This is a genomic window from Achromobacter kerstersii (assembly GCF_902859595.1).
GTDB lineage: Bacteria > Pseudomonadota > Gammaproteobacteria > Burkholderiales > Burkholderiaceae_B > Achromobacter > Achromobacter kerstersii.
The window spans coordinates 180,977-197,531 of sequence record NZ_CADIJQ010000009.1 but is presented as its reverse complement, the minus strand read 5'-3'; the positions used below and the strand labels follow the sequence as shown (position 1 = coordinate 197,531).

14 protein-coding genes and 1 tRNA gene are annotated in these 16,555 nt (G+C 63.7%); 4 read left to right on the top strand and 11 right to left on the bottom strand.

The genetic code is table 11. The features are described 5' to 3' along the window. Positions 1–41 precede the first annotated feature (41 nt). The 3 genes from HV765_RS23745 to HV765_RS23735 all read right to left on the bottom strand — a co-directional run bounded on the left by HV765_RS23745 (position 42) and on the right by HV765_RS23735 (position 4,129). On the bottom strand, positions 42–2,522 hold the full coding sequence (locus HV765_RS23745) for a TonB-dependent siderophore receptor (protein ID WP_175171178.1): 2,481 nt from the start codon (positions 2,520–2,522) through the stop codon (positions 42–44). A gap of 118 nt (positions 2,523–2,640) precedes the next feature. Next, positions 2,641–3,645: a FecR domain-containing protein gene (locus tag HV765_RS23740; protein WP_175171177.1), complete on the bottom strand. Its 1,005-nt coding sequence runs from the start codon at positions 3,643–3,645 to the stop codon at positions 2,641–2,643. Beyond that, positions 3,638–4,129 carry a sigma-70 family RNA polymerase sigma factor gene (locus HV765_RS23735; protein ID WP_054427835.1) on the bottom strand — a complete coding sequence of 164 codons (492 nt, stop codon included), beginning with the start codon at positions 4,127–4,129 and terminating at the stop codon, positions 3,638–3,640. The genes HV765_RS23740 and HV765_RS23735 overlap by 8 nt, the downstream gene beginning before the upstream one ends. 100 nt (positions 4,130–4,229) lie before the next feature. Between HV765_RS23735 and HV765_RS23730 the strand changes: the two genes are divergently transcribed. Further along, positions 4,230–4,421: a hypothetical protein gene (locus HV765_RS23730; RefSeq protein WP_175171176.1), complete on the top strand. Its 192-nt coding sequence runs from the start codon at positions 4,230–4,232 to the stop codon at positions 4,419–4,421. 305 nt (positions 4,422–4,726) lie between these two features. On the opposite strand, the gene HV765_RS23725 is transcribed toward HV765_RS23730, so the two are convergent. The 8 genes from HV765_RS23725 to HV765_RS23690 form a co-directional block, all read right to left on the bottom strand. Next, complete coding sequence (locus HV765_RS23725; protein WP_175171175.1) at positions 4,727–5,086, bottom strand: hypothetical protein; 360 nt, start codon at positions 5,084–5,086, stop codon at positions 4,727–4,729. A gap of 1,230 nt (positions 5,087–6,316) precedes the next feature. Continuing rightward, positions 6,317–6,393: transfer RNA gene (locus HV765_RS23720), tRNA-Arg, on the bottom strand. Positions 6,394–6,526: 133 nt separating this feature from the next. Beyond that, positions 6,527–7,111: a helix-turn-helix domain-containing protein gene (locus tag HV765_RS23715; RefSeq protein WP_054427836.1), complete on the bottom strand. Its 585-nt coding sequence runs from the start codon at positions 7,109–7,111 to the stop codon at positions 6,527–6,529. Positions 7,112–7,124: 13 nt separating this feature from the next. Beyond that, positions 7,125–8,417 (bottom strand): NAD(P)/FAD-dependent oxidoreductase, encoded by a 1,293-nt coding sequence (locus tag HV765_RS23710; protein ID WP_175171174.1) that lies wholly within the window; start codon positions 8,415–8,417, stop codon positions 7,125–7,127. 16 nt (positions 8,418–8,433) lie between these two features. After that, complete coding sequence (locus HV765_RS23705; protein WP_175171173.1) at positions 8,434–9,123, bottom strand: amino acid ABC transporter permease; 690 nt, start codon at positions 9,121–9,123, stop codon at positions 8,434–8,436. 2 nt (positions 9,124–9,125) lie between these two features. Then, entirely contained in the window at positions 9,126–9,818 is a 693-nt protein-coding gene (locus tag HV765_RS23700) for an amino acid ABC transporter permease (protein WP_054427839.1), read from the bottom strand. Between the two features lie 46 nt (positions 9,819–9,864). Next, entirely contained in the window at positions 9,865–10,656 is a 792-nt protein-coding gene (locus HV765_RS23695) for an ABC transporter substrate-binding protein (RefSeq protein WP_054427840.1), read from the bottom strand. Positions 10,657–10,761: 105 nt separating this feature from the next. Further along, entirely contained in the window at positions 10,762–11,511 is a 750-nt protein-coding gene (locus HV765_RS23690; RefSeq protein WP_054427841.1) for an amino acid ABC transporter ATP-binding protein, read from the bottom strand. Between the two features lie 163 nt (positions 11,512–11,674). Between HV765_RS23690 and amaB the strand changes: the two genes are divergently transcribed. The 3 genes from amaB (at position 11,675) to HV765_RS23675 (ending at position 16,449) form a co-directional block, all read left to right on the top strand. Next, complete coding sequence (gene amaB, locus HV765_RS23685) at positions 11,675–13,177, top strand: L-piperidine-6-carboxylate dehydrogenase (RefSeq protein WP_175171172.1); 1,503 nt, start codon at positions 11,675–11,677, stop codon at positions 13,175–13,177. A gap of 266 nt (positions 13,178–13,443) precedes the next feature. Further along, positions 13,444–14,736 carry a phospholipase A gene (locus HV765_RS23680; RefSeq protein ID WP_175171171.1) on the top strand — a complete coding sequence of 431 codons (1,293 nt, stop codon included), beginning with the start codon at positions 13,444–13,446 and terminating at the stop codon, positions 14,734–14,736. Between the two features lie 576 nt (positions 14,737–15,312). Further along, entirely contained in the window at positions 15,313–16,449 is a 1,137-nt protein-coding gene (locus HV765_RS23675; RefSeq protein WP_175171170.1) for a sensor histidine kinase, read from the top strand. The last annotated feature ends 106 nt before the right edge of the window (positions 16,450–16,555 follow it).

The window sequence follows — 16,555 nt, the reverse complement described above, 5'->3', positions numbered from 1 at the left end:
CACCAAGGGGGTTCCCCTTGGATGCGGCGGGTGACAACAGCTTAGAAGCGGCCGCGCAAGGTCAATGCGGCGCTGCGCGGCGTCCCGTAGAAGTTGCCGTAGTCCAGGTAACCGACCGTGCTGTAGTAGGTCTTGTCGAACAGATTGTTCACGTTGACCTGCGCCGACCAGTTGTCGCTGATCTGGTATTGGGCAAACGCATTCCAGATCGCGTAGCCGGGCTGCGTGAACTTGTAAGGCGTGCTTTGCTTGCTGAGGCTGCCGTCGGCATTACGCAAGTACGCGCTGCCGCTGACATAGGTGGTGCTTTGGATACTGACGCCGCCGCCCACTTTCCAGCGATGCAGTTCGCCCGGCAACTGGTAGGTCGCAAAGATCTTGGCCATGTGCTTGGGCGTCAGGGGCTGATAGCTGCCCCCCGACGCATTGCGGTCGCGATTCTGGTTGTAGTTGTAGCTGGCTGTCAGTTGGACGCCCGGCGCCACTTCCCCGCTCAGTTCCGCGTCAAAGCCCTTGCTGACGATGTTCCCGTTGGGCAGGAAGCAGCAAGTCGCGCCGTTGCCCGCCCTGCTGGACGGATAGGCCGTATCGCGCACGGCGGCATTCTTACGCTCGATCTGATAAATGGCGAACGCGCTATGCAGCTTGCCGCCCAGATGCTCGCCTTTCAGGCCGATCTCGTAGTTGCGGCCGGTTACCGGGTCCAGCGGGTTACCGGGCGCGGGGCCTTGCAGGCTGTTGGCCTGTGATTTGAAGGTTTCGGCCACGCTGGCGTAGGTGGTCCAGGTGTCGTTCAGGTCAACCGTCGCGGCCACATAGGGCGTAAAGACATTGTCGTCCTGGTACTGGGTCACCGACGTTGCCGTGACCTTCCTGGCCGCATTCAAGGTCTGGTTCGTAAAGGTGTAGTCATACCGGCTCAGGCGGCCGCCCACAATCACATGCAGCGGGTCTGCCAGATGCATGTTCAGCGACCCGTACACGCCGGCCTGCCGCGTGTCGGTGGTCTGATTCCACATCGGCGTGAAGTCTGAGCCGCGCGGGTAATCGTAAGGATTGAACTCGAAGATGTCAGGCACCGCCTGGCCGCGGTTGGACGGTTTGGAACCATAAGTGCTGGGCCGGAAACGTTCCCAACTGGCGCCCACCACCACCTGGTGGCGGCGGCCCCACAGGCCAAACGAACCATTGGCGGACAAGTCGATGGACGTGTTCTTGAAGTGCTCGTTCTGGTCGCTGGCGGCGTCGAACAACCCGCTCCCCGTCACGGGATCGATCGCGCCGGAGAAATAGTGATCGAAGCGGTCCTGGTGCGAGTTTTCCTGGTTGATGTCCAGGTTGGCGCTCCAATCGCCTCCAAGCTGCTGCGTCACATGCCCGAAGAGATTGACGATGGTCCGGGTCGCGTGATCGTCGGCGCCGCTCAGGTAGGTATTGCGGGGAAGCTTCAGGTCCTCGCCGGTGGCATATCGCGGCAAACCGTAGCCCTGATAGGACGAATCCCGCTTTTGATAAGACGCCCCGACAAAGGCCGTGGTGGTGCTGGTCAGATCCGCTTCAAGAATGCCGTAGCCCAGCGTGCGGCGGCTGTGCGCCACATCGTAGAAGAAGTTCTTGTCTTCATAGGCCAGCACGCCGCGCCCACGCAACTTGCCGTTTTCCGTCAGCGGGCCACTCACGTCCAGATCCGTACGCTTATAAGCCCAACTGCCTACCTCGGCCTGCGCGATGATCTGCAATTCCGGGGTGGGTTTCTTGCGTACCAGGTTGATCGTGCCGCCCGCTTCGTTGGCGCCGCCAAACAGGCCGTCAGCACCGCGCAGCACTTCGACGTGGTCATAGAACGCCATGTCATCGTCCGCACCGAACGAGCGGTACATCGACGCCCCACCATCCACGCGCATATTGCCGATTGCGAATCCGCGCGACAGGTAGTTGCTGCTGAGCATCGCCCCCTGGAACATCGAGATGCCCGGCGTGGCGCTCATCACGTCGTTCAGGCTGACCAGACGCCGGTCTTCGATCTCTTGCCGGGTGATCACCGATACGCTTTGCGGCACCTCGCGCAGCGCTTGCGCCGTCTTGCCCCCCACCGTGGCCGAACTGGCGGTGAAAGAACCCGTGTTTTCGGTCACGCCCGCGCGGCCCAGCACGGTGACGGGCTCAAGCTGCGTCACGCCGGGCGGCGGCACGCGAACCAGGCGATACCCGTCACGCTCGGGCAGTGCCTCCAGACCCGTGCCGCGCAGCAACGCCACCAGCCCTTCCCTGACGCTCATCACCCCGTCCACGCCCGGACTCTGCAAACCCGACGTGACGGCGGGATCGCTTGCGATCAACACCCCGGCCTGAGCGCCGAAGCTCAACAAGGCGGCATTCAAGCCACCCGCGTCAATGCGATAGGCGCGACGTTGATCGTCGGCTGCCGCCTGCGCCCAAGCAGAAGACGGCAGATGGGGAAGGATTGCGCCAAGCAATACCGACGCAAGAAGGGTGTGGCGGGCGGCTCGGGGAAAGGCCATGACTCAGAGTTCCTAGACGGTGATGGAAAACAGATACGCCGGTGTGTTGGCGCCGTTCTCTATCTCTTTCGCTTGAACGCTGAATTTCCGCCTTTCCTGTAACAACTTCGCCGCGCCATCAGCGGGCGGCGCTCAGGGTCACCCAATACCGCGTGCGGTAATGCACCCGCACGGGCAACACCCGGGGCAGCATCGTCAGGATGCTGTCGGTGTCCGCCAAGGGATACGTGCCCACCACTTCCAGCCGCGCGATGGCGGGATCACAACGCAGCACGCCCGTCCGGTAGCGGGCCAATTGCGCCACGAAGTCGCTCAACGGCATCCGGTCGGCCAACAACATGCCATGCGTCCAGGCGTCCGCGCCCGGCGCCACCGGCAGCACCGGACCGGCGCCCAACGCTTGCAGCGCCGTATGCTGGCCTGCCAGCACCCGTGTCACCCGCCCATCGGCGCGCGCGACGATATCCACCGCCCCTTCGAAAACGGCAATCTCATAGCCCAGGTCATCCCCGTTGTCGCGCACGGAATAGCGCGTACCGACCGGCGTCAGCACGCCGTCGCGCGTCATCACCGACAGCGGGCCCAAGTCGTTGGAACTGGCGCTGGTGATCAAGATTTCACCCGAACGCAGCACCAGGGAGCGAGGCCGCTGGTCCAGCCGCAGGTCCAGCGCGGTGCCCGGCCCCATGACGATGCGCGTGCCGTCATCCAACGTCAGGGTGCGCAGCTCGCCCGTGCCCGTGCGTTGATCCGCCAGCAGGACGGGCCAGCGCTCCCACGGTTCGGCGGCCCATGCCAACCCGGCCACGGCACCGCCCGTCACCATCCACTTGAGCGCGTCGCGGCGCGCGCGGCGCATCGCGGCCCGCTCGATCAATTCGACCGCAACCGCCGGCGTCGCCACGGCACAGCGCGCCGCAAGATCGCCGCGCATGGCGCACATCCGCTGCCAGATGGTTTCATTGTCGGGATGCGCCTGACGCCAGCGCAGACAGGCGGCCACCGTCGCGTCGCTGGGCTCGCCTTGCAGCCGGGCCATCCAGTCGGCCGCCTGCGCCAGGCGCTTGCGATCGACCGGCAGGCCGTCCGGGGCACGCTTGCTCAGCATCGCGGCGTCAGCCATAGATCGCCAGATAGCAATGCTGCAAGGCCTTGGACAAGGCTTTCTGTACGGCGTTGGTGGAAATGCCCAGTTCGCGGGCGATGTCGGGCTGCGACAGGCCTTGCACCTGCGCCAGCATGAACACCCGGTGCACGTGCACCGACAAGCCATCCAACACGGCGCACACCGCCGTCACCGCCTCGACCACCAGCGCCTGCTCTTCCGGCGAAGGGGCCACGTCGACGGGCTGGCGCGCCAGCACCTCGCAATAGGCCGCCTCGACGGCCGCCCGGCGGAAATGGCCGATAGTCAGCGTGCGAGCGATGTTGGTCAGGCAGGCGCGCGGCGCCGCGATGATGGCGCGGATATCGTCACGCAAGACCCGTTCGAAGGTGTCGTGCGCCAAGTCGGCCGCCTGGTCGACGTTACCCGTCTTGCGCCGCAGTAGTGTCACTAGCCAACGGTGATGGACGCGATAAAGGTCCTCGACCGCCTGGCCTTTCATAACATCGGATGAGGAAGACACGGCTGCGCCCGCACCAAAATGGAACAATAACGATTCGCATTATAGACACAGCGCCCAGATGATTTCTGGCATTCGGCCCGTGGCTGAGAAAACCATCTGGGCCATTGAGACGATGCCCGGCATGAAGGGCTGGTTTGACGCCGAAGGCGCCACAGAATCCTTAAGCCTGCCTTCACCTGCGTCTTGGCCCTTTCCCGAGATCCCAGAGCAAGAGGTGCGCGCCCTTCCTCCGGCTCAGTTGAGCGCCCTTCAAGACTTGGTCGACGAGTAAGAAGGATTTGGAGCGTCTCACAAAGAAGGGATTGCTGATGTTTCAACCCGGCGATTATGTTCGAGATCCTAAAGCTACGTATCGGATCGCCCCGCGGCGGTCGTAGACCGAGCCACGTAGGCGCGCAGGCGCGGATAGGCCCAGGGCTCAACCCGTTACCCCTGAAGAAGATCGACGGCTACCAGGTCGCGCCTGGCTCCGGGAGTGGCGCTATAGAACGCGGCTTGGTTGAAGAGGTGCCAGCCAGCGCTGCGAGTCAGCGCTGACCGAAACGGTCCCACCTCCGTTAAGGCGAAACACCGAACCTACTTGGACTGAAAGAAAGCCCGATACCACTTCTGCGTGGTGTAGTCACCCAAGCCGCGTGCGAGGGGGCACATTTCGTCTTCGTCCCAGTCTGGAGCCAGTTGCGTTCCGACCAGCGTCCATGACGTTCGATACGGATTGACGTATATCTGGATTTTCCATTCGGGGGTCTGCGCGCGCTCGGCAGAAGGCTCTTGCTTATGCATCGCCTTTAGCGCTTCAGGCAGGGCATAGCTGCAGATCGGGTTCTTTTCAAGCCCGTACTCGTCAAACACAGGCACGTGAGGAGGTGCCCCGACGGCCGCCATGGAGAACGCTGCACACAGAACAATGATGCTGGTTCGGGCACATTTGCTCATAAGCATCTCCGGCTAGATGTCGCATAAGTCGAGTGAAGGCCGGCTCGGCCGCTCTTCGTTCCAGATCATCTTAGGCCTGCTGGAATCGACATGTCACCCCAACGCGAATGTCTATCCCCAGCCTCTACCTATGCCCCGCGTGCGGGGTATCGGCAGGCGATGCCGCCCTGGAACTGGAATTCCCCGCGTTATTTCATCTTTGCGCGCTCCGCCTTGCAATCGACTTCCAGTACCACTTTTCCAGTGCCTTTTTCTGTCACCTTGGACGCCAAATTCAGGTCTTTGGGGTTACCCCGATCTTTGCAAGTTTCGTATGCATAACCCTCGGCCAAAGCGAGATTTCCCCCAGGATCGGAACCAAATCCGTGCGTCCATCTACCGAACGTATCTTGCCGGGAAACTTGGTAAGTCGTAGCACTTGAAGACGGGACTGCCCCAGGTTGACCCTTCTTTGTCTTGGTGCGCTCCGCGTTGCAATCTAGTTCTACGAACACCTTTCCTGTCGCCTTCTCCGTCACTTTAGCTGCACGGTTCCAAAGCTTGGGATTACCTCGGTCTAAGCAAGCTCGGTGCGCGGCTCCGGCTGCAAGCTCAAGGTCCGTCCCCGGCTGACTCTCCGCAGGGCCTTTCCACACTCCCGCAGGGTCCTGCCAGGTGGCGATGTATTGCGCTGCCACCGGGCCAGTCAACAGCATCCCCACAATGCCCGCACCGCATAGCCATCTCTTCATGACGATCCCCTCGTTCTTTTTGCGAACAAACAGGGTAGTCGCGGAAACGGTTTACGTAACTCCACCAAAAGGGGCAGTCCAACCCCACTAGGCAGCAATTGACGCCGCAAGCCTAGACACCCCGGAAAGACGGGAACCATCAAGCCCGATCACTGCCAACGACCATGTCGCGCATGGTTAGACGTTGGATGCGTGTATTTCCGCTCTTCGGAGACGCGTCCATTCCTCAAAACCGGTTTGACCGATGACGGCGTCAGCGTCCTTTCGAGCAAGCGAAAGAAGGGGCAGGTGGAAGTACTGAAGATCCGGGAATGGTCAACGCGGCTTCGTGTTGTCGTCGCCATGCTGACCCGTCCACAACCCACAAACACTACGATAGGCGGCTGGTGAAACGGGCTACGGCAACTGAGTAAAATTCTAACGCAGGCATTTTTATTCTAATGATTAACCTGCTAGCGAATTCAAAACTCACATAAAGCCTAGTATTTGCTAGATATTCTGGCGCGGCAGGAGGGGCTCGAACCCCCGACCCCGGGCTTAGAAGGCCCGTGCTCTATCCAGCTGAGCTACTGCCGCGCAGTCTTTTGACGACCCGGAACATGTCCGGGCGCCGAATTTTACCTTGTTGCGGAAAAAGGTGGGTGCGGCCTGATCCGGGCGCCTGAAGCGGCCCAGATACCGGCCCAAATACCGGCCCCTGCCGCACGCCCTACTCTTCCTCAATATCGGCGTGCGTCGACACCCACAGCACGATCGCGTCTTGCGAGCTCAGGCTGATGACCCGGTGTCCCATGCGGCTGTCTATATAGAAACTCTCGCCAGCTTTCAAGCGGGCGGGTTCGTAGAATTCCGTGTACAGCTGCACCTCGCCTTCCAGCACGTAGACGAATTCTTCGCCGCCGTGGCGGCTCCAGTCTTGGAATTCGTCGAACGAGCGGGCTTTGACGCGGGTGTGGAACGGCATCATGCGCTTGTGTGACAGCGCGGTGCACAGCAGGCGGTGGTCGTAGTACGGGGTGTCGTATTGGCGGCCTTCGCCTTGGCGGCTGAGGCTGCGGCGGCCGGTGCCCATGTGGGCATCGGACGCGGTGAAGAGTTCGGCCACGTCCAGGTCGAGGCCGGCGGCGATCTTGATCAGGTTGTCATAGGTGGGCGACAGCAGGCTGTTCTCGATTTTGGACAGCGTGGACGCGGCCACGCCGGTGGCCGCCGCCAACTGCTTCAGAGTCCAATCGCGCTCTTGGCGCAGGGCTCGCAGCCGTTGTGCCAATGCGCTCTGTTTGTTGCCTTGCATCCTGTGTACCTTGTCATGCCCGCGATGAGCGCTCCCGCCACCAGTCGCGCGCCTGGTAAGACCAATAAGTCAGTTGAACCGCCGCTGTCCCCAGCCCGCCGCCGTTCCACGCCAGCCCGAACGGTTCGAACAGCTTGTAGCGCTGCGTGTCGCCGCTGATCCCTTCGGCCACGACGCGTCCGCCGATTGAGGTGGTGTTCATGCCGTGCCCGCCAAACGCCGTGCAATACCAGACGTCCGGCGCCAGCCGGCCGATCTGCGGCATCAGGTGCCGGGCGTAGGCCATGCGCCCCGACCATGCGGTCTCGACGCGCAGCCCCTGCAATTGGGGGTAGACGGACAGCAATTCGCGGCGCAGGGACTCGGCCAGATCGGGCGGGTCATCGACACGGGTGGTGATTCTACTGCCCCAGCCGATGCGGCCGCCATCCAGCACGCGATAGTAGTTGCCGGCGCGGCGGTCGTCGCCAATCGCGGCGGTGCTACGGATGGCTTCATGCACGCGGTCGCCCAGCGGTTCGGTCAGCATGATGTAGGTGGCGATCGGCAGCATCGCGCGGCGCAGCGCCGGCACGACGTCGCCCGTGTAGCCGCCGGTAGCCAGCACCACAGTACGCGCGTCGATCTGGCCCTGCGCCGTCTTCAAATGTTTGATGGCGCCTTCCAAGGTGGCGCCGGTGACCGGGGAATCTTCATGGATGCGCACGCCCAGCCGGACACATTCGCGGGCCAGCGCGCGGGCGTAGTTCAGCGGATGAAAGTGAAACGAGCTCGGGTCTTCCACGCCTTGGTGGTAGACGTCGGACACCAGGCGTTCGCGCACCTGGTTGCGCGTCAGAAAGCGCACGTCACGGCCGAAGTCGCGGCGCTGGGCGTCGCACCACTGGTTCAGCGCATCCGTGGCTTCGTAGCGCACCACGCGCAGCCGGCCGTCGACCTTGTGTGCGTCGGCGATGGCGAGCGTGCGGATGTTGTCGCGGATGATCTCCACGCCTTCCATCGACAGCCGGTACAGCTGGCGGTAGTGGTCTTCGTCCACATGCTTTCTGATGGCGTCGGCGCCGGCCGAGAACGCCGGCGAGACCGAGCCGCCGTTGCGGCCCGACGCGCCCCAGGCCACGCGCTGCGCTTCCAGCACGGTGACGTTGCGGCCGCGGCGCGCCAGTTCCAGCGCGGTGGACAAGCCCGCCAGCCCCGCGCCCACCACGCAGACATCGGTGCTGGACACGCCCGCCAACGCCGGATAAGTGGTCTCGGTGTCGGACAGCGTGCGTTTGTAATAGGTGTCGATGTACTCGGAGGCCATGCCGATGCGGTCCGTGTCAGTGCAGGCTTGCGCCCTGCAAGCCGCCCGTCAAGCGCTTTTCCAGCCAGTTGGCCAGGCGCAGCAGCGGGTAGCAGTAGATGAAATAGATGGCGGCGATCATGCCGTAGATGAACAGCGATTTCGCCGGGAAGGTAATGATGAACACCTCGCCCTGGCGCGTCAGTTCGGTAATGCCGACCACCGACAAGATGGCGGTGCTTTTGATCAGCATGACGTAGACGCCGCTCATGGGCTGCACGATCAGGCGCATGGCTTGCGGCAAGACCACCAGACGCAGAATCTGCAAGGGCCGCAGGCCAAGCGTCATGGCCCCTTCGGTCTGGCCGCGCGGCACAGACTGAATGGCGCCCATGACGATTTCGGCCACATAGCACGACGTATAGACGGATAGCGACACAAACGCCGCGGTGCCGGAATCCCAATGCAGCAGTTCGATGCCGGTGCTGGGCAGCACGAAGTAGAAGATGTAGAGCTGCACCAGGAACGGCGTGCCGCGCAGGATGTGGATGTATAGGCCGAGCAGCTGGTGGATGACACGAATGTGATAGCTGCGGATCACGCCAATCACGAAGCCCAGCAACGAGCCCGCGATGATGGCCACGAACGAAATCTTCAGCGTTTCCCAGAAGCCCTTCAGCAGAAAGGGCAGCACGACGCCGGCAGTGGAAAGATAGGAATCCAGCATGTTTACCTCGCGTTCCAGGCCGGGCCGGCCAACCACAGGCTGACGCCTCGTGACAACAACAGCATGCAGCCGTAGATCAGCAGATAGCCGGCGGCAATCGTCAGGAAGCTCTCGCTGGGCACGATGCGGTCGCTGTTCATCTGCACGCCTGCGGCGACCAGCTCAAACACGGTGATCAGCGACAGCAGCGACGTGTCTTTGATGAGAACGGCGGTCTGCCCCAGCAGCGGCGGCAGCGTATTGACGAAGGCTTGCGGCAGCACGACGTAGCGCAACCGCTGTTGATAGTTCATGCCGCAGGCCTTGGCGCCTTCGATCTGGCCGCGCGGCACAGACTCGATGCCCACGCGAATGATCTCGCTCATGTAGGCGGCGTGGTGCAGCGTCATGGCCATGATGCCCAGGATCATTTCGCTCCAGCGCCCGGCGCCCGGAATCAGCATCGGCACCGCGTAATAGACCAGATAGATCTGCACCAGCAAGGGGGTGGAACGAATGAACTGCACGTAGGCCGCCACCGGGCGCCAGATGGCGGGGCGGCGCGACATGTGCAGCAAGGCCAGCGGCACGCCGGCCAACACCGACAGCACCAGGCTTGCGCCCGCCGCGATCAGCGTGTTGGCCAGGCCGGTGGCGAATTGGCCCGTGTACTGGCTGACGATGCGCCAGTTGTAGTAATCGATCAGCCAGTCCATGGGCGCTCAGGTCTCCGTGTGGTGTTGCGTGATCGCAATCGATGGATCAGTGGTCTTTCTTCCAATCCGTGGAGTACCAGTACTTGACCTGCTCGGGCAGCGTGTTGTCGGCGGTCTTCAGCGTCTGCCAGTTGTCCAGCCAGAACTTCAGGCGGAACGCATTGGGGCCGACGGCGAACGCCAGCGGCTCGCGCACCATCACGCCATCCAGCACCCGCAGGTTGCCAAAGTCCACCAGGAACTGGTTCGCGGTGGACATGGACATGATGCCGGCGTCCAGACGGCCGCTGGACAAGGCCTGCCCGACCGGGGCGCTGCCGCCCGAGAACTCTTTCATCGTGGCCTTGGGCAGCATCTTCTTGCCCACTTCGGCATAGGTGCTGGCGCCCAGCACGCCGACATTGACGCCGGCCTTGTCGAGTTCCTCGTACGACTTGTACGGGGAATCCTTGGGCACGACGGCGACGGTTTCGGCATAGAACATCGGCGCCGAGAACAGCACCTGCGCCGCGCGCTGCGGGGTGGGCGTCATGTCGGCAGCCACCATGTCAGCCTTGCCGGACAGCAGCGCCGGCAACAGGCCCTTCCACTCGTAGTCCTGCAAAACGAGCTTCACGCCCAGGTCGTCGGCCATGCGCTTGGCCACTTCCACGGCCAGGCCCGTGCGGTTGCCGGACTTGTCCATGAAGCTCATCAGCGGGCCAGAAGTCTGCACCGCCACCCGCAATTCACCGCGCTTGATGATGTCGCCCAGCTCGTCGGCTTGCGCCGGCTGCGCAACCGTGGCGGCCGCGAATGCGACGCTGGCCACGCCCAGCCATTGTTTGATTTTCAGCATTTCAATATCCCCTAGAGGTGGATGAAGCCTTGTCGTTCCGGGCGAAGCGAATCGTGTTGCCGCAGGGCCGGCAGCGCCCGGATTAGCCGGACCGGCCTGCTTGGACTACAAAATCTTTTCCAGAAAGGCGCGCGTGCGCGCCTCTTTCGGATGACAGAACACCTCGTCGGGCGTGCCGATTTCGACGATGCGGCCGGCGTCCATGAACAGCGCGCGGTCGCCGACGTCGCGGGCGAATCCCATTTCGTGGGTCACCACCGCCATCGTCATGCCATCGCGGGCCAGCTGACGCATCAGCTCCAGAATGCCGCCAACCGTTTCGGGGTCAAGCGCAGAGGTCGCCTCGTCAAACAGCATCAGCTTGGGGTCCATGGCCAGCGCGCGGGCAATCGCCACGCGCTGCTGCTGGCCGCCGGATAACTGGCTGGGATAGCGCTCGCCGTAATCGCCCATGCCCACGCGGCCCAAAAGCTCGCGGGCATAACGTTCGGCATCCGCACGGCTGCGGCCGCGCACCACGCGCTGGGGTAGCGCAACGTTGTCCAGCGCAGTACGGTGTTGGAACAGGTTGAAGTGCTGGAACACCATGCCCACTTCGGTGCGCCAGCGGTTGACGTCGGTGGCGGGGTCAGTGAGCGACACGCCATCCACGCGGATCGTGCCGCTATCGATGCTTTCCAGCCCGTTCAAGGTGCGCAGCAAGGTGCTCTTGCCGGAGCCGGACGGCCCGACAACCACCATCACTTCGCCCCGATTCAGCTGGCAATCGACGGCGTCCAACGCCAGATGCGGCGGCTGGCCGTCGCGTTGGAAGGTCTTGGTGACTGCTTGAACATCAAGTAAAGCGTCTGCCACGTAGGCACCCCATCACGTTGGGCCGGCTCTAAAAAAAAGTTTCGCAATTCACGCCAGAGTTTCGTATAGTAAATTTTTTTCCAGAATCGCCACTTAGGCATAACCCTTAAGCGAAGACATGAGTTTCAAAACATGGGCTTCGCTGGCAATCCAAGGAACCGGCATGGACACCCCCCAAGACATCCTGCGCGCGCTCGGCCTGAACGCCGACGCGCTTACCGGCGGCACGCTGACCGCACGCAGCCCGATCGACGGCGCTGAACTGGCCCAGGTGCACGAACACACGGTGGCGCAGGCCCATTCGGCCATCACCCGCGCCCGTCAGGCAAGCCTGGCTTGGCGCGACGTGCCGGCCCCGCGCCGGGGGGAACTGATCCGCCTGCTGGGCGAAACGCTGCGCGAAAACAAAACCGCGCTGGGCCGTCTCGTCAGCCTGGAAGCCGGCAAGATCGTGGCCGAAGGCGAAGGCGAAGTGCAGGAAATGATCGACATCTGCGACTTCGCCGTCGGCCTGTCGCGCCAGTTGTACGGCCTGACCATCGCGTCTGAACGCCCCGGCCACCGCATGATGGAAACCTGGCATCCGCTGGGCGTGATCGGCATCATCAGCGCCTTCAACTTCCCCGTGGCCGTGTGGTCGTGGAACGCCGCGCTGGCCATCGTCTGCGGCAACGCCGTCGTCTGGAAGCCGTCTGAAAAAACACCGCTGACGGCGCTTGCCTGCCAAGCTCTGTTCGCCCAAGCCGTGCAACGCTTTGGCGACGCGCCCGCCGGCCTGTCCGAAGTGCTGATCGGCGGCCGTGAAGTGGGCGAAGCGCTGGTCGACTCGCACACCGTCGCGCTCGTGTCCGCCACCGGCTCCACCCGCATGGGCCGCCAGGTGGGCCCGCGCGTCGCACAGCGCTTTGGCCGCGTGCTGCTCGAACTGGGCGGCAACAACGCCATCATCGTCGGCCCCACCGCCGACCTGGACATGGCCGCACGCGGCATCGTCTTCGGCGCCATCGGCACGGCCGGCCAGCGCTGCACCACCACGCGCCGCCTGATCGTGCACGAAAGCGTGGCCGACGCCCTGGTCCAACGCCTGCACAAAGCCTACGCCAGCGCCCCCATCGGCAACCCGCTGGACAGCGGCAACCTGGTTGGTCCGCTGATCGACCGCGGCTCGTTCGACGCCATGCAAGAAGCCCTGAAAGCCGCGCGCGAACAAGGCGGCAAAGTCACCGGCGGCGAACGCGTGCTGGCCGATGAATACCCCAACGCCTGGTACGTGCGTCCGGCCATCGCCGAAATGCCCGGCCAGACCGACGTGGTCTGCCACGAAACCTTCGCGCCCATCCTGTACGTGATGCGCTACAAGGAATTCAGCGACGCACTGGCCCTGCAAAACGGCGTGCCGCAAGGCCTGTCGTCAGCCATCTTCACCAACGACCTGCGCGAAGCCGAAACCTTCCTGTCGGCATCCGGTTCGGACTGCGGCATCGCCAACGTCAACATCGGCACATCCGGCGCTGAAATCGGCGGCGCCTTCGGTGGCGAAAAAGAAACCGGCGGCGGCCGCGAATCGGGTTCCGACGCCTGGCGCAACTACATGCGCCGCGCGACCAACACCATCAACTACTCGCGCAACCTGCCCCTGGCGCAAGGCATCAAGTTCGGCGAATAAGCCGAACGAGTAGACGCTTAGCGCTTAAACGCTTACCCGGCGCGCACTCGCCACTTGGGCCGCGCTGCGGCTTCGCCACCAAACACAAGGCCCCGCGCATTGTCATCAATGCGCGGGGCCTTGTCGTATGCCGCGCAAGCAATGCCACGCCGACATCCTGAGTAACACCTGTTTATTACAAGCCCTACATCCGATAAGCCTGCCTTACAAACAGTTGCCGCGCGCGATGCTACATTGCCTCGTCACAAGAACAACACACCGCGCCCATGTCCCTACGCCGTCTTGCACACCCCCACTTCGCCCTGCACACCCTGACCGCCGCCGTCGCCCTCAGCGCCGCCAGCGCCGCCACCGCAGGCGTGTCGTACCGGATGGACCGCCCGTCCGCCGCCCCCGGCGAAACCGTCACCATCGAAGCCGTGTACTTCAACGAAGGCAGCGCGCGCGCCAATTGGGAAGCGCCACCAGAACTGGTGCTGCAATGGCGCAGCCAAGACGGCCAGATCGTGCGCAGCCTGGCCAAGCTGGCCGGCGACCGCGCCAGCTACAGCGTGCCCGTCAACAACTTCGCGCGCATGGCCTGGACCGCCGTCGTCCCCAGCACCGCACGCGGCCTGCAAGCCGTCTCCATCGAAGGCCAGCCCTCGATGATGGCGCTGGACGCCACCGGCCGCGAAAGCGGCACCGTCGCCAGCACGCCCGCCCAAGGCCCCGTCGTTGACGCCCGCAGCGGCCAGCCCGTCCCCGTGGCCGCCGTCACCGCCGTCGGCGCATCGCCCGAAGGCGGCCCCGCCCCCGCCGCCGCCGTCACGCCCACCGTACAACCGCAAACGGCGTTCGATCATTTCCGCAGCTCGATCTCGGAATACAAACCCGTCTACTTCGACATCGGCACGCGCGGCCAAACCACCGCCCGCTTCCAGATCAGCGCCAAGTACCGCCTATTCAGCCCCAGCGGCGACCGCCCGGCAACCTGGGGCGAGAACTTCTACCTGGCCTACACCCAGACCTCGCTGTGGGACTTGCAGGGCGACTCCATGCCCTTCATCGACACCACCTTCAACCCCAGCGCGTTCTGGCTATCGGACAACATCTGGCAGTCGGCCAACCAGAACTGGCGCTTCGGCATGAACACGGGCGTTGAGCACAACTCCAACGGCAAGGACGGCGAAGACTCCCGCTCCGTCAACGACGGCTACATCGAACCGCGCTTCCACTACCGCTTCGACAGCGGCAGCACGCTGACCTTCGCCCCCAAGGTCAAAGCCTACTTCGCCGTGGCCGACGAAAACCGCGACTACGCCGACTACGCCGGCCGCGTCGATTGGCAGTTGCGCTGGGCGCAAGACAACGGCGCCGTGGTGTCCGCGATGTACCGCCAAGGCGACCAGAAGCGCCGCACAACGCAGTTGGACTTCGCCTGGCCCTTGCAGCGCACGTTCTTGAACATGAACGGGTATCTGCATTTGCAGTATTTCAACGGGTACGGCGAGACCTTGTTGGGATACAACCAACGCAACGAATCGCAGTTCCGCGTAGGCCTGTCATTGGTGCCGTAGCACGACGCCGTGCGATGGCGCACGCGCGATCTGCAACGGATCGCGCGTGACGCAAAGCGACGCTTCCCCCATCCCACGAATGCACAAGCCCACATGCCCACCGCCCGCCGCCCGGGCGGCAGGCGACGGGCGGCCCTGCAAGATCTTCCAAGCCAAATACAGCCCCCAGAAGCAGGCCAAGCAATCCGCCCGCCCCCGCTGACGTCCAAATTTCAACCGGCGCAGCCCGGGGTGGCGGCGGGCTGGGGGGCGCGGGGAGTCGATGCGCCCGAGGGAATCTGAAGGCAGCGGCCGTAGGCCGCAACGAAGATGACGACGGGGCAGTCCGGAGCGAAGGCTCCGGACCGCAATCGTTGACCCGCGCCCCCCAGCCCGCCGCCACCCCGGGCGTCCCAAGCAATCCGCCCGACGTATTACCCGCGCGGGGTTTCGCCGTGAACTAAAGCTCTCCAAAACAAGCACGACAACCAACGCCACTTCAAGTAAGGCACATGCCCTTTCAACCACGGCCAACACCCTTCCCGTAAACTTCCCAAAAAACAAAGACCAAGCGCGCCCCGGGGAAAACACGTAATCATGTTCGCCGACTTAAACCATCTCTCCCACCACGCCGCCTGGCGCCGGCAGTTGGAAATGCTTCTGGAGTCCGCCGGCGAAGGCATCTACGGCATCGACCTGCGCGGCCGCTGCATCTTCATCAACGGCGCCGGCGCCACCCTGCTCGGCTACTCCCCCGATGAAGTCGTCGGCCGCAACATGCACTACCTCATCCATCACTCCCACGCCAACCGCGACCTGATGCCCGTCCACGACTGCCGCATCTTCCAAGCCTTCCGCGAAGGCCGTGGCGTGCGCGTTGACGACGAAGTGCTCTGGCGCCGCGACGGCTCCTGCTTCGACGCCCAATACGCCTCCTACCCCATCCGCAACGAACAGGAAGTCGTCGGCGCCGTCGTCACGTTTTCAGACATCACCGACCGCAAACGCATCGAACGCGAACTGCACAGCACCCAAGCCCAGCTTGAACGCCGAGTCGGCGAACGCACCGCCGAACTCACAAGCGCCCACGACTCGCTGCGCCGCCTGTCTTCCCACCTGTCCACCCTGCGCGAAGAAGAACGCGCCCACATCGCCCGCAACATCCATGACGATCTTGGCGCCTCGTTCACCGCCCTGCAGCTGGACCTGAACTGGCTGCGCCGCCAGCTGGGCGCCACGCCCCAACTGCAAACCCACGTCGACCGCATGCTGGACGTCACCCAGACCGCCATGGGCGCCACCCGCCGCATCCTCAGCGACCTGCGCCCCGTCGTCCTGGATCACCTGGGCCTCTGGGCCGCCCTGGAAACCCTGCTGCAAGACCTGCAAACCCGCACCGGCCTGCAATGCCGCTACCTGTGCCCGCCTGACACCGAACGCCGGCGCCTGGACCGCAACGCCGAAATCGCCGTCTACCGCATCGTCCAGGAACTGCTCACCAACGTCCAACGCCACGCCTGCGCCCGCAGCGTCAGCGTCAGCGCCGTGTGGACCGAAGACGGCCTGCTCATCACCGTCGAAGACGACGGCATCGGCATGCAACTGCCCGAAACCCGCCACACCTTCGGCATCCTCGGCATGCGCGAACGCGCTCGCGGCATCGGTGGCGACCTTGCCTTGGACAGCGCCCCCGGCGCCGGCATGCGCGCCCGCCTGCGCCTCAACCCCACCTGAAGTTATCGCCCCGAATTTCCCGCCCTAGATTTCCCGCCCTGAATTTCCCGCCCTAGATTTCCCGCGCTGAACTTCCCGCGCTGACTTCGCGCCCCGATCCCCCAAG